General features: G+C 63.1%; 13 protein-coding genes and 2 pseudogenes. 2 read left to right on the top strand and 13 right to left on the bottom strand.

Annotation, left to right across the window (positions count from 1 at the left end; genetic code table 11):
* Positions 1-118 precede the first annotated feature (118 nt).
* Together IPF85_RS13465 and IPF85_RS13460 are read left to right on the top strand one after the other, a co-directional pair.
* Positions 119-538, top strand: coding sequence for an ATP-binding cassette domain-containing protein (locus tag IPF85_RS13465; protein WP_343408598.1), 420 nt, complete (start codon positions 119-121; stop codon positions 536-538).
* Positions 423-1,748, top strand: coding sequence for an ABC-F family ATP-binding cassette domain-containing protein (locus IPF85_RS13460; RefSeq protein WP_343408687.1), 1,326 nt, complete (start codon positions 423-425; stop codon positions 1,746-1,748). Before IPF85_RS13465 ends, IPF85_RS13460 begins: the two co-directional genes overlap by 116 nt.
* Here the strand turns inward: IPF85_RS13460 and IPF85_RS13455 are convergent.
* The 13 genes and pseudogenes from IPF85_RS13455 to IPF85_RS13395 form a co-directional block, all read right to left on the bottom strand.
* Positions 1,688-1,849 (bottom strand): annotated as a pseudogene (locus IPF85_RS13455) (HigA family addiction module antitoxin); the annotation flags it as partial. The gene IPF85_RS13460 and the pseudogene IPF85_RS13455 overlap by 61 nt on opposite strands.
* 8 nt (positions 1,850-1,857) lie before the next feature.
* A complete protein-coding gene (locus IPF85_RS13450; protein WP_343408597.1) occupies positions 1,858-2,169 on the bottom strand; it encodes a hypothetical protein in 312 nt (103 codons plus the stop codon).
* 27 nt (positions 2,170-2,196) lie between these two features.
* Positions 2,197-3,021, bottom strand: coding sequence for an ethanolamine utilization protein EutJ (eutJ, locus tag IPF85_RS13445; protein ID WP_343408596.1), 825 nt, complete (start codon positions 3,019-3,021; stop codon positions 2,197-2,199).
* A 3-nt stretch (positions 3,022-3,024) separates the two neighbouring features.
* Entirely contained in the window at positions 3,025-3,564 is a 540-nt protein-coding gene (locus IPF85_RS13440) for a cupin domain-containing protein (RefSeq protein ID WP_343408595.1), read from the bottom strand.
* Between the two features lie 27 nt (positions 3,565-3,591).
* Positions 3,592-3,897: an ethanolamine utilization microcompartment protein EutM gene (gene eutM / locus IPF85_RS13435; RefSeq protein WP_343408686.1), complete on the bottom strand. Its 306-nt coding sequence runs from the start codon at positions 3,895-3,897 to the stop codon at positions 3,592-3,594.
* Positions 3,898-3,940: 43 nt separating this feature from the next.
* Positions 3,941-4,597, bottom strand: coding sequence for an ethanolamine utilization microcompartment protein EutL (eutL, locus tag IPF85_RS13430; RefSeq protein ID WP_343408594.1), 657 nt, complete (start codon positions 4,595-4,597; stop codon positions 3,941-3,943).
* Positions 4,598-4,605: 8 nt separating this feature from the next.
* A complete protein-coding gene (eutC, locus tag IPF85_RS13425) occupies positions 4,606-5,514 on the bottom strand; it encodes an ethanolamine ammonia-lyase subunit EutC (RefSeq protein WP_343408593.1) in 909 nt (302 codons plus the stop codon).
* Between the two features lie 14 nt (positions 5,515-5,528).
* A complete protein-coding gene (locus IPF85_RS13420; protein WP_343408592.1) occupies positions 5,529-6,905 on the bottom strand; it encodes an ethanolamine ammonia-lyase subunit EutB in 1,377 nt (458 codons plus the stop codon).
* A 61-nt stretch (positions 6,906-6,966) separates the two neighbouring features.
* On the bottom strand, positions 6,967-8,415 hold the full coding sequence (locus IPF85_RS13415; RefSeq protein WP_343408591.1) for an ethanolamine ammonia-lyase reactivating factor EutA: 1,449 nt from the start codon (positions 8,413-8,415) through the stop codon (positions 6,967-6,969).
* Between the two features lie 252 nt (positions 8,416-8,667).
* Entirely contained in the window at positions 8,668-10,299 is a 1,632-nt protein-coding gene (locus IPF85_RS13410) for an amino acid permease (protein WP_343408590.1), read from the bottom strand.
* A 306-nt stretch (positions 10,300-10,605) separates the two neighbouring features.
* A complete protein-coding gene (locus IPF85_RS13405) occupies positions 10,606-11,376 on the bottom strand; it encodes a methyltransferase domain-containing protein (RefSeq protein WP_343408589.1) in 771 nt (256 codons plus the stop codon).
* Positions 11,377-11,390: 14 nt separating this feature from the next.
* A pseudogene (locus tag IPF85_RS13400) lies at positions 11,391-11,477 on the bottom strand (macro domain-containing protein); the annotation flags it as partial.
* A gap of 66 nt (positions 11,478-11,543) precedes the next feature.
* Positions 11,544-13,775, bottom strand: a complete 2,232-nt coding sequence (locus tag IPF85_RS13395; protein ID WP_343408588.1) for a Tex family protein — start codon at positions 13,773-13,775, stop codon at positions 11,544-11,546.
* Positions 13,776-13,879: the final 104 nt, after the last annotated feature.

Here is a 13,879-nt window from a genome sequence, read left to right as displayed (position 1 = left end):
TCTGCGGATTCGCTGCAAGGCTCTCCGTGTCCGTTCAGCCTCTCTAGTGTGGGGGAGCGAGAGTAGGGCAGGACTCATTGTCTGTCTACTGAACGGCCACGAGAGAGCCTTTTCTGGCGTGCAGAATCTAACCTGGGCCATTGCTGATGATGCGCGGCTGGGCTTCGTGGGGCCAAATGGCGCGGGCAAGAGCACGATTCTCAACCTGCTGGCCGGGCGCCTGTTGCCGGATCGCGGCTTCATGGTGACGGCCAAAGGCGCCAGCGTCGGTTACCTGCCGCAGGAGGTGCGCCTGGATCCCCAGCGCAGCGTCCTGGCCGAAGCGATGACCGCGTCGGCGCGGCTGGCCGCCATCGAAGCCGATCTGGAGCAGATTGCCAGAAGACTGGAAGAACCGAGCGTCTATGGCGATGAGCGGGGCGCTGACGCGTACGCTGGAACAGCAGCAGCGTCTGCTGGCCGCATACACGGAGGCGGGTGGCTTGCAGTACGACAACACCGTCAAGGCCACCCTGCGCCAGTTGGGTTTCGACGATAGCGATTTCGATCTGCCGACGGCAGCCTTGAGCGGCGGGCAGAAGAAGCTGCTGGCGCTGACTAAGCTGGCCGTCAACCGGCCGGCCTGCCTGCTGTTGGATGAGCCGGACAATCACCTGGATTTGGCAGGCAAGGCCTTCCTGGAGGGGTTTATCCGCACGTATCCCGGCGCGGTGGTGATCGTTTCGCACGACCGTTATCTGCTGGATGAGGTGGCTGACAACATCGTGGAGTTGGAAGGCGGCAAGCTCGAATTCTATATCGGCAACTACACGGCCTATGTGGTGGAGCGCGAGCTGCGGCGCCTGCGCCAGGCGCAGATGGCTGCCGCGCAACAGAAGGAGATCAGCCGGCTGGAGGCTTCGATTGCCAGAATGGAACTGTGGGCCAGCCTGGTGAGCCCGCGTGCCTCCAACCGGCGCCATGTCATTCAAGCGCGCAACAAGCGTCGCCAGATCGAGCGCATGGACAAGGTGGATGCGGTGGTGGAGCAGCGTACCATGGGCCTGGAGCTTGAAGGCTGGCGCGGCTCCAGCAAAGTCCTGGAGATCATTGACCTGGTGAAGGCGTTCGATGATGACCTGGTGCTGGCCGGGGCCAACCTGCTGCTGTGGCACGGTGAGCGCGTGGGCCTGGTCGGCCCCAACGGCGCGGGCAAGAGCGTGCTGTTTCGCTGCATCATCGGTGCGCTGCAGCCGACGAGCGGCGTGGTCAAAATCGGGCCGAGCGTCAAGATGGGTGTCTACACGCAAGAACACCAGAGCCTGGACTACAGCAAGACCCTGGTGGAAATGGTGCGTGAGGTCAAGCCGATGTACGAACGCGAGGCGGCCGCGTTCCTGACGCAGTTTCTCTTCGAATGGAAGCGGGCACACGAGCAGACGGTCGGCAGCCTGAGCGGCGGCGAGCGCAGTCGTCTGCAGATGGCGCTGCTGATGCTGCAGCAGCCCAATTTCCTGCTCCTGGACGAGCCGACCAACAACCTGGACATCGCCTCGTGCGAGGTACTCGAACGCGCGCTGGATGACTTCGAAGGGACCGTGCTGGTGATTTCACACGACCGCTATTTCCTGGATCAGACGGTGGATCGCATCGTGGAACTCGATCCCGACCAGGGGGTGTTGGTGAACTACACGGGCGGGTACACCGATTACCTGGAGGCCAGGCGGATACGGTCATCCAGTGCATCTTCGGCCACGTCGAGGTCGTAATCCATCTGCAGGCCCAGCCAAAAATGCGCCGAAGTGCCGAAATACCGGGCGAGGCGCAGCGCAATGTCGGCCGTGACCACACGTTTCTCCAGAATGATCTCCTGTGCGGCTACGCTCGCGCGAGGACGCGGGCGATGATGGCGTCGAGCAGGGCGGCGTCTACCTGATCGCCCAGGCGGGCGAGGACGGCTGCTTTGACCTGACCGGCCAGGTTGGACGCCGGGCTGGGGCCTGACGGCGCGGACGCCGGCGCGGCGCCTGGCGTCTGCGCCGCGCCGGCGGCGTTGATGCCCATGCCGAGCTTTGTCATGCGATCCTTGGCCAGCGCGGTGATGACGGTGTTGGTGTCCACGTCCAGGCGCGTCACGCCCTGCACATGCAGAGCATCAATGTCACGTTCGGTATAGAATTTCTTGGGCATCGGTTCCTCCTGCGGGGCTAAGCGTGCCTAGCGGCTGACTCGGTCGTGCATGGCAATGCCGAGCGGCGTGATGAACAGCGGGTTGCCGGGAAGCAGGGTCTTGATTCCGGTGTACTCTTCGATGACCTGCGCCATGCCGGGAAAGGCGCAGGTGCCGCCCACCAGGTAGAGCGTGTCCACAGGATGGCCGGCGACGTGCCGACGCACGATGCTGCCCACCTTCTCCATGACCGGGCGCAAGACCGGGAACAGGCGCGCCTGCTCACGCGGGTCCTTCTTCAGTTCCTCAGCCTGCTCGAATGTCAACCGCAGACCACCAGCCAGGACCAGGGTAAAATGGGTGCCGCCGGTCGGCTCATCGGCCGTGTAGATGACCCGGCCGTCCTTGACCACCGCGATGCCGGTGGTGCCGCCGCCCACATCCACAATGGCGCCATCACGAATCTGCAGGACATTGTTGGCCGCGGTCGGTTCGTCAATCAGATCGGTACACTCCAGGCCGGCGGCAATCAGCACATTGGCCGTGGCCCGCACTTCACTGCGCGGCACGCCCGGCGGGTAGGCCGAAGCCGCGTGGGTCAACTCGACGCCCAGGCGCTGTTCCACCTGCTGCTTGAGACGCTTGAGCAGGCTGATGGCGCCGTGAAAGTCCACCACCAGGCCGTCGCGCACCACCTGTGCAAACTGGTAGGCGCCGGCCAGGGGTTGTTGCGCGTCGTCCAACACCATCAGCACGGTGTAGGCAGTACCCAGGTCAACGCCGACATGCGCCGGCCGGCCGCGCAGCCGCGGGGGCCGGCCGCTCATCACCGCGTCGGTCTGCTTGAGCAACGTCTGCAGATGCGGGTTCATGCGCTATTTGTTCCAATCGGCCGGATAGGTGACATAGACGAAGCGCGTGCGGCTGGGGGTGCCAAAGGTGATGCTGGAGCCTTTGGGGATGAAGATCACATCGCCCGGCCCGCCGCGCACCGCGTCGCGGCCACGTGTGATGACCAGTTCGCCTTCCAGGACAATGTCAATCTCGTCGTAGGTCAGGGTCCAGGGGAACTCGCCGCGCTCCAGGCTCATGTAGCCTACCGCCATCGGCGTGCGGTCGTCGCTGGTGATAACATCCTTCAACTGCACGTCGGTTCCTGGCGTTGCCAGCCCTGCGCCGAACGGCTCCAGGCTGACGCCCGCGCGGCGCACGGCCTTGAGCGGCGGCAGGGGTGATGGCGCGGCCGTCTGCGCCGCCGGCGCCGGCGCCGGGCCAGGTCGTTTGACTTCGATGCCCGCCTCGCGCGCCACATCGAGCGCCTCCGGCGAGATCAAATCAGCCTGGCCCAGCACCAGCACTCGTGTGCCCTGGTCACGCAATCTTCGAATGTCAGCCGCGGTAAAAACCTGGCGCATGGAATTCTCCCACAACAACTGCTCAGCCTACTTCGCCCGCGCGGGCATAGCGCCCTTGCTCTTCTGCGGCAGGATCATTTCCACGTCGCCGTGCGGGCGCGGGATGACGTGGACTGATACCAGCTCGCCCACGCGCTGGGCCGCGGCGGCGCCGGCATCGGTGGCGGCCTTGACCGCGCCCACGTCGCCGCGCACCATGACGGTGACGTAGCCGCCGCCGATGAATTCAGAGCCAATCAGGGTCACGTTGGCCGCTTTGACCATCGCGTCAGCGGCCTCGATGGCCGAAACAAGCCCTTTGGTTTCGATCATGCCCAAGGCTGTCATCGCAATTTCTGGCATAGGTGTGTCCCCCTGGAGTTATGTCTATCTTGCTTTAGTATTTCAGGGGGTTGGCTGCGACTTCGAGCACGGCGTCGCGGAAGGCCATGGCCGCGGCCTTGCAGGCGGGCTGGTCGCCGGTGAGCATGGCGCCCATGTAGTTGGTTTCTGAGGGCGGCGCGGTGTAGGCCACGATGCGCACGGCCGCGGCCTTGAGCGCGGCATCGAGCGCAATCATGCCTTCGATGGGCGGCGCGACCAGGTAGGCCAACGGCTCACCTTCCGCGATGTTGCACACCTTCGACAGATACGAGCCGGTGCGCGAAATCACATGCGGGAAGAAGGCGATAGAGGCATCCTCATTGGCCGAGTACCAGATGGCGTCATTTTTCATGAACTGCACCGCGGCCTGCAAACCGGCGCGCACTTCCGCCGGATTGGCGCCGGCCAGAATGGCGATGATTTCGCCCGACAGCTTGCCCGACGCGTGTTTGGCCCCGGCGTAGAAGGAATGAGCATACACCACCTCAACCTCGGCCATCTTGGTGGCCTCGTCAATGGCGACGTAAGTCGCATCATCGTTGTCAGCCGTAATCAGGCCCAGCGAACGCTGCTCCGGCCGCAGTCCCAGATGCTCTGCAAGACCGCGGTCCACATTGGGGATCATCCTGACCGCCAGAGGTATTGCGTATAATGGATCGAGTATTCCCATGGTTGCTCCTATTTGATCAACTTCAGCTTGACGCCAGACGCTTGATGTTTGAGCATCCGCTGCGCGATCTGGACAGCAAAGGCGCCGGCTTCCAGCGGGTTGGTGCCGCCATTTTCGAAGATGTTGCAGACCACGTCACGGTCCGCATCGGTATCGCCGGTCTTGGGGCGATAGGCCATGTACGCGCTCATGCTTTCGGCGCGGCCCAGGCCGGGGCGCTCGCCAATGAGCAAGATCACCACGTCGGGCTTGAGCACCTCACCGATGTCATTGATGACGCCGACGCGGCAGTATTGAATGAAGAACGGCGTGCCAAAGGTCAAACCTGCGGCCTGCACGCCCTGCTTGAGCACTGGGAACATCTGGCGCACGTTGGCTTCCACCGCGGCTGCGCTGAGGCCGTCGCCCACGACGACCTGCACGTTGGCGCTCTTGACGCAGCGTTCGGCCACGGTGCGCTTGGCCTCATCGGTCAGCAGGCGCCCCAGGTCAGGGCGCAGGAGATACTCCTCCTTGCCGCCGGTGATCTGCGTCTGCACCGTGAACAGCCCCAGGTCGTCCAGCAGGCGCTGATCCACGTCACGATAGAGGGTATCCTGCGTGACGGCGTGATCGGACTGAAAGAGCAGGAGCGATTGGGTGGTGTAGCGCGGCCCGGCCCGGCCCACGCCGATGCGCGAGGTGGTGGAAGCCATCAACGCCTTGAGGCCGTCCACATCATAAGGCGCCTTGACCTGCGGCCGCGTGCGCATTTCCGGCGTCGTGGGGTCGGGCAGGTCAATGTGCAGCCGCGCCCCTGGGTCGCCGACGGCCGCCGCGCCCACGCCAACACCCGCCACCGGCGCTCTGATGGCGCCAGCCGTAGCCAGTTCCTTCAACACCGACTCGATTATCGCATTGAGTTGTGCTTCATCCATCGTTTCCCCTCCGGTTAAGCCACGCGTCGCTGCAAGAAGAACGACGGGTCGCCGGCTTTGGCGGTCAGGCGGCCGTTGCGCATCAGGCCCAGTTCTTCCATCCAGACCTCGAATTCGGGATTGGGGCGCAGGTTGAAGAGCTGGCGCAGGGTGGGCGCATCATGGTAGCTGGTACACTGATAGGAGAGCATCGAGTCGTCGCCCATCGGTACGCCCATGAAGTAGTTGCAGCCCGCGGCCGTCAGCATCACGGCCAGATTCTCGATCGCGTTCTGATCGGCGCGGGCGTGATTGGTGTAACAGGCATCACAGCCCATGGGGATGCCAGTGAGCTTGCCCATGAAGTGATCTTCCAGCCCGGCGCGCTGAATCTGGCGCGCATCGTACAGATACTCTGGCCCGATGAAGCCCACCACGGTGTTGACCTGGTAAGGCTGATAGCGCTTGGCCAGGCCATAGCAGCGGGCCTCCATCACCAGTTGATCCCAGCCGTGATGCGCGTCGGCCGACAGCTCAGATCCCTGGCCGGTCTCGAAGTACATGTAGCTCGGCCCGGCCGTGAAGCAGTGCTTGCGCGCCAGCGCGTAAGCCTCATCCAACATGGCGACGGAGATGCCGAACGACTCGTTGCCGCGCTGCGAGCCAGCCAACGACTGAAAAATCAGGCCCACCGGTGAGCCGCTCTCCAGGCACTTCATCTGCGTGGTGACGTGAGCCAGCACGCAGTTTTGCGTCGGAATCTGCCAGGTCTGGATGATGTCGTAGGTCATGTCGAGCAGACGGGCCACGCTGGCGTAGGAGTCGTCCACCGGATTGATGCCGATGACGGAATCGCCGGAGCCGTAGGCCAGGCCCTCGTAGATTTCGGCGCGGATGCCTTCGGGTGAATCGGTGGGGTGATTGGGTTGATTGCGGCTGGCGAGGGTGCCGGGCATGCCAATCGTGTTGTTGCAGTGGGCTGAAACGCGAATCTTGCTGGCGGCGTAGATCAGATCGAGATTGGACATCAGCTTGGTGACGCCTGCAATCATCTCGGCAGTCAGGCCCTGCGAAACACGGCGGATCATCGCGCCGTCGGTGGTATCGGCCAGCAGCCATTCGCGGAACTGTCCCACACTCCAATCCTTGATCTCGCCGTAGATGGTCTGGTTGACGCCATCGTGAATGACACGGGTGACCTCGTCCTCGGCGTAAGGCGCGGCCGGCGTGTCATGCAGCACCCACAGCGGCACCTCGGCCAGGACATAGCGCGCGGCCATGCGTTCGGCGGCGGTCTCTGCGCCAACACCCGCCAGGCGATCGCCCGACTTTTCTTCATTCGCCTTGCCCATGAGGAGGCGCATGTCGGGGAATTCATAGGTCTTGCCAAATAATTTGGTACGCAGGAGCATTCTCACTCCTTCTCTGGTCTGACGGGACGCAGCTCTCGTTCGTCCCGCAACACAGTCATCATCAATGATAAAAAACCAACGTCTTGACGCTGAGCGGCACCACGCGGCCTTCCATCAGGGGAGCGCCAATGTCAATATAATCGCCTTCACTCAAGCCAACCTGGTCAATCACGAGCAGCGGGCGGGTAGGCGCCATAGCCTTGATCGTCTGCCCCAGGGCTTGGGCATAGTCACGTCCGATGATGATGACCAGCGGGCGATCATCAGGCAAACTGCGGGAGAATTCGGCCAGGCCGGTGGCCAGCTTCAGAAGCAAAGTATAATCCAAAGCGCGCTTCAGATCAAATGCCACGGCGAACTCGTCAACGGCCAGGTTGATGTCCCAGCGGCGCAGCGCGTCGAGGACCGCCTGTGCGATGACCTCAGGCGCCAGGCCCAGTGTCACATCGAGATCGGGTCGGATGACAGGCACATTGCGCAGCGGCAGAATCTCGCGCTCCGCCCAGATCGTGGAGCCGGAGAGGGTAACGGTCTGTGAACTGGCGCCCAGCACCGTGGCACGCAGGGTTTCCGCCGGCTGCACCCTGTCATAGGCCTGGATGCCAGGGTGGCGGCGCAGTGAATCAGCCAGCAGCGGGCCTACATCATCATGAATGGTGACATCGCTGACGGCGTGAATCGGAACGGGGTTGTAGACGTAATGGCCGATACCGCCCGACAGCATGAGGACGGCGCCCTTGCCGGAGGTCGCGGCCGGCGGCGTCAGGTAGAGCTGCTGCGCCAGCGACGAGGCGCCGCCTTCGATCAGCTCGATGGTCAGATCGGCCATGCAGTCGGTGAAACGGCGCAACTGATCGAGCGTCGGAGCATCGCCCACGTGCAGGTTCAGGCCCAGGTGAGCGAGAATAGCCAGCGCGGGCTGCGCCAGGTGACGAATCTGCCCGCTGCGCCGCTCGATCTCCATGATGCGACCGCCGTAGTTCATGGCGGCCGCGGCCACGGCCGCGCCGGCGTGGAACATAGCCGAATTGGCGCTGCCGCCGCCGATGTCCACGTTGGTCACTTTGCAGAAATACTTCTGCGAATAGGCGGCCGCGCCGGCGCCGCGCCCGGCAATCAACGATTCCAGGTGCGGCCCGGCCACGGTCACGACGAATTCACCGGCCAGCCCGCCCAGGGCGTGCAGAATCTGCTCGGCGTTCTTCTTCTTGGCCGTTTCGCCAGTGATGATGACCGCGCCGGTTTCCACCTGGCGCGGATCAACGCCGGCGCGGGCATATTCTGCCTTGACCAGGGCGGTCAGCCGCGCCACATCAATCGTGTCGGCATCGGCCAGCGGCGTGAGGGTCACCGGGCTTTGGTAAAGCACCTCTTTGGCGGTGATTCCCACGCGCGGCACCTGCGCGGCGCCGGCCGCATTGGCCAGGGTCAGGCGCGAGAAGACGATCTGGGTGGTGGTCGTTCCCACGTCCAGCCCGACACTGAGCATTGTGCGGGAGGTTTCGGTCATGAAGCGTCACTTTCAGCGGGCAGGCCCCGCCCCATTGCCATGTTCGGCGACTCACTCAAGTCGCTGCAACGACTGGCGAATCCCACCTGCGTGGGCTTCGCCCCAAGATCGAAATGCACCCCAGCGACAACCTTGTCACACCACGCCATTGATGGGGAAGGCCGGGCCACATTTCAGGTTCTGTTGGCCTGCGACAGCCGGAGAGCGCCGCCTACGCTCGCCGGCTGCCGCGGGATCAACGCGCGGCGCGGGCTAGGAGTGCCCGTGCGCGGCCGCGGCCATGTCAGTCTCGATCTTACGCAAGGCTGCTTCATCGGAGGCCGTGGGGCCTTTGAAGCGGCGTTTGGCGTCCACTTGCCAGTAGATCAGCATGAAGACCGCCATCAGGATGATGGACCAGCCGGCCAGCTCATTCGGCGGGATGGAGAACAACACCGTAATGAAGGCAATCCAAGCCAGGGCCAGCACGTTGATGAGGACGCCCCAGTTCTTGAGGCTCCAGGGAGCCGTCTTGGGCGTGGTGAACTCACCCTGTTTACGTAGTTTGTTGCGCAGGTTCAGATAGATCGGCAGGCCGTAAGCGACGTAGAGTGCGGTGGTGCTGACGGCCACGACGACGGTGTAGAGCGCCGACCAGACCGTGAGCAGCACAGCCAGGGTGCAGGTGATGACGATGGACCAGACCGGCGTGCGCAGCGTGGGGTGAATCTGCTTGATGAGGCGATAGCCGGGCATGCCGTCATCGCGAGCAAAGGCGAACCACATACGGCTCATGCTGGTGATGGAGGAAAGCCCGCACAACCACATGGCGACGCCGATGATAATGGCGATGATGTGGCCGAAGAAGATCCTGTCGAAGTTCTCGTAGACGATGTAGAGGACAGCCGGGCCGTTGGCCGCGTCCACGGTCTTGGCAATGTCGCCGCCAGGAATATGCAGGGTCAGGATGAGGAGCATGATGTAGCCGACGACGAACGAAACGGCGACGGAGAGGAAGACGCCCCAGGCGCTGTTCAAGCGGGCCATGACCGTCTCCTCAGCCACGTGCGCCGAGGCGTCGTAACCGGTGTAGGTCCACTGCGCCTGCAAGAGTCCGAGCACGAAGGCGAGGACGATGCCGCCACCGGCATACAGCCCCATCATGCCCGGTATTTTCATCATCAGGGAGTTGAAGGGGGGCAAGGTGCCGGCGACGAACGTATTGGCTATGCTAGCCGGTTCCACGGTGGTGACGCCCTGGAAGAGAAAGCTGAAGGGCTGCGTGTGCTTGCCAAAGAAGGTCAACAGCAGGGCCATGATCAAGACGCCGCCGATGTGCCAGTAGACGCTGAAATCACTCAGGCGCGCCGTCAGCTTGATACCAAAGACGTTGATCAGCACCTGCGGGACCATGATGACCATCATCACGACGATCATGGTCATCGTATTGGTCGTGTCAATGGCGGTGCCGAAGAGGCGATTGCATGCGCCGGCGATGTAGATGGCGGCGGCGAAGTCAATGCCCGCGGTGATCATGATCTGCCCAAGCATGTTGAACCAGGCGGTGACCCAGGCCCACTTGATGCCGCCCAGGCGGTGCGCCCAGAAGTAGAGGCCGCCGGCCGTCGGGTAGGCTGAGGCGAGTTCGGCCATCGAGGCCGCAATACAGAGGGTGAAGAAACTGACGAGAGGCCACCCGAAGGTGTTGATGATGGGGCCGGCAAACTGCAGACCGTATCCAAAGAGAAGGATCGCGCCGGTCAAAATGGAAATGATGGAAAACGAGATGGCGAAATTGGAGAAGCCTCCCATTTCACGGAACAACTGCTGTGCGTAGCCCATCTTGTGCAGGTCGCGCATGTCCTCGCGGATCATCTCTTCGCGCGACTTACCCTTGTAAGCCATGAGTTCTGCTCCTTTCCTCGAACGAAACACGAATATGAAGTTGATCGAAACAGGCGGGTTGGCGTGGAGAGACGCTATTGTAATGGCTTTTGAGAAAAATGCAAAACCGTACCCCCTGCCACCAGCAGTTCCAAATGTAGCACACATTCAACCACAAAGAGCACAGAGAACACAAAGAAACGGCAGATCAGACGCAAATCGGCAACTTCTCTGCGTTCTTTGTGATCTCTGTGGTTAAAAACCAGGCTACATTTGAAACTGCTGCCCTGCCACTGGTGCGGTAAAGGGCGGAGATTCGGGCTTTTCCTAACGGCGGCCGATGATGATGCCTTCGGTCAGGGTCATGGAGAGGCTCTTCTCGCTGCGCACGGGCTGCAAGAAGGCGTAGACGCTGCGCTCGGGGTCGAGCAGCCAGGCCTCCAGGTAGGCGCTCATGGGCGCGGAGACCGCCATGCGGCGCAGCCAGCCGTGGAAGTCCATCGTTTTACGCAGGGTTTCGGTGTGGGTGACCCGCAGACCGACCGCCTGAAACAGATCGGCCAGTTCTTGCAACGTCAAGGCGCGTCCGTGGCTGGGATCGCGCATCTTCTCGAAGCTGTTGATGGCTTTGGCGACGGCAGGATCAGCCGGGACGATGTTGTCAATGATGGCAACGAGGCCCTCGCGACGACAGACGCGCACCATCTCGGCCAGGGCGCGCTCCGGCTGCGGGAAATGGTGCAGGGCGATGCGACAGATCACCAGATCGAAGCTGCCAGGGCGGAAGGGCAGCTTCTCCACGTCTCCCAGCTCGAAGGTCGCATTGCCGATGCCTCGTTCGTCCGCCAGGGCGCGCGCCTGGCTGATCATCTGCGGCGTCAGGTCGCTGCCTACCACGTGCTGCACATGCGGCGCCAACGCCAGTGCGGTGTGGCCGGCGCCGGTTGCCACGTCCAGCACTTCCCAGTGCGGCTGCGGCTGCACCAACTCGATCAAACGGCCTAAACTCGCGCCCTGCGCATGCACCTTGCTGGTGGCATAGCCCGCGGCCGACGCCCCAAACTGCTGCCGCACCAGGTTCTTGGTTTCTTCACTCATGGTTTTCTCCTCGGTCGGCGAATCGCGCCATCCACGCCGCCGCCGCCCAACAACGATTCATTGGCTGCATTCACGATCGCATCCACCTCCAGCCGCGTCAGGTCCCCTTCATCGCCTTCGTGCTCCTCACTTCGCGCCTTCGTGCCTTCGCGCTTCGCGCCTTCGTGTCACTTCGCGCCTTCGTGCTCCTCTTTCTTCATCGTCAAACTCACGCGCCCACGCTCGCGTTCGATCTTGAGCACGCGCACGTCCACCACATCGCCTACTTTGACCACCTCGTGCGGGTTGCGTACATAGCGCGGCCCCATCTCGCTGACATGCACCAGGCCATCGTGCTTGACGCCAATGTCCACGAACGCGCCGAAATCCACCACGTTGCGCACCGTGCCTTGCAGCGCCATGCCCTCGCGCAGGTCGTCCAGGCTGAGGATGTCCCTGCGCAGTACTGGCGCGGGCAGGTCTTCACGCGGGTCACGTCCTGGCCGGCGCAGCGCCTCCAGGATGTCGGTCAAGGTGGGCACGCCCACTTCGAGCAACTCGGCCACCTCCTCGATACGGTGCTGCTGCATGTAGCGCGTCACCAGGCCGGACAGGTCCTTAGCCTTGAGGCCAATGCCCAGCAGGTCGAGCAGGCGCTTGACCACCGCGTACGATTCGGGGTGAATGGCGGTGTTGTCGAGCGGATTGGCGCCGTCGGGCACGCGCAGGAAGCCGGCCGCCTGCTCGAAGGCTTTCGGCCCCAGCCCTTTGACCTTCTTCACATCGCTGCGGCTGCGGAATGACCCCTCCTGATTGCGGTGCTCGACAACGTTCTGGGCAACCTTCTTGCCGATGCCGGCCACATATTGCAGCAGCGCCGCGGACGCCGTGTTCACGTCCACGCCGACCAGGTTGACCGCATCTTCCACGACGCCATCCAGGGCTTGCTGCAATTTTTTCTGATCCACGTCATGCTGGTAAAGACCGACACCAATGCTCTTGGCATCAATTTTGACCAACTCGGCCAGCGGGTCCTGCAAACGCCGTGCAATGCTGATGGCCCCGCGCACGGTCACATCCAGATCGGGGAATTCCTCGCGCGCCAGCGGTGAAGCCGAGTAGACGGAGGCGCCGGCCTCGCTGACCAGGGCGTAGGCCACGTCACGGCCGGACTTCCCGCCTGCGGCGCCCAACTCGCCAATCACTTCCGCGACCAACTGCTCCGTTTCGCGACTGGCGGTGCCGTTACCAATCGCGATCACCGCCACCTGGCCGTTCTCGATCACGGCGCGTAGTTGACGCTTGGCCTCGCTCCACTGTTTTTGCGGTTCGTGGGGAAAGATGGCAAACGAGCCGAGGTACTTACCGGTCTCATCTACCAGCGCCACCTTGCAGCCGCTGCGAAAGCCGGGGTCAATGCCCAACACCCGCCGGCGCTTGAGCGGCGCTTGCAGGAGCAGGCTCTTGACATTGGTGGCAAAGGTCAGGATGGCCTGATCGTCCGATTTTTCGGTCAGGCCGCCGCGCACGTCACGTTCGACGGCCGGCTGGATCAGGCGTTCGTAGCCATCGGCGATCGCCATCTGCACCTGCAGCGCCACGGCCGAGCGGCGGTCCTTGATAAACTGGCGGCCGATGTTGTCCAGGATTTCCTCATCCGGGCCATGCAGCGTCGCTTTGAGCACGCCCTCTTTTTCGCCCCGGTTGATCGCCAGAAGCTGGTGCGCGGGCACATCCTTGAGCGGCATGGCAAAATCATGGTACATCTCGTACTTCTGGCCCGGGTCAGCGCCGACCGCGGCCAGCCTGACCACCAGAAGCCCCTGACCCAGCGTCTTGCTGCGCGCAAACGCCCGCACCTGGGCATCTTCGCTGACCACTTCGGCCACGATGTCACGCGCGCCGGCCAGCGCCGCCTCCGCATCGGCCACCTCCGCGGCGATGAAAGTGGTGGCCAGGGCGGTCAGTTGGCCGCTGAGCTTTTCAGGGTGCAGCAGCACCTCGGCCAATGGCTCCAACCCGCGCTCACGGGCCTGCATCGCGCGCGTGCGGCGCTTGGGGCGATAGGGCAGGTAGAGGTCTTCGACGCGCTGCAGGGTGGTCGCGGCCCGAATCTCCTGCTCCAGCGCCGGCGTCAGTTTGGCCTGCTCAGCAATGCTCTTCAGCGCCGTCTCCTGGCGAGCGTGCAGGTTGCGCAAATAGTCCAGGCGACTCTCGATTTGCCGTAGTTGTACTTCGTCCAGGCCGCCGGTCACTTCCTTGCGGTAGCGGGCAATAAAAGGGATGGTGTTGCCATCGTCCAGCAAGGCAATGGTGGCGCTGACCTGCTGCGGGCTGATACCCAATGCGCGGGCGATCGTTGTCGGAATAGCTGGGGTGACAGGCGCCAGGACTGGCGCGTGGGTTGTCTGCGTGGTCATCGGTCTCGATTGCTTTCAGGAATCCGCACCGGACTGACCGGCGCACGCGCGATGATAGCACATTTTTTCGCCTCTGGCAACACATGGCGCCATTCGTGCGATTC

This window comes from Candidatus Amarolinea dominans (genome assembly GCF_016704685.1).
Taxonomy (GTDB): domain Bacteria; phylum Chloroflexota; class Anaerolineae; order SSC4; family Amarolineaceae; genus Amarolinea; species Amarolinea dominans.
Note: the sequence above shows the minus strand (reverse complement) of the source record. Positions and strands in the feature narration are given on the sequence as shown.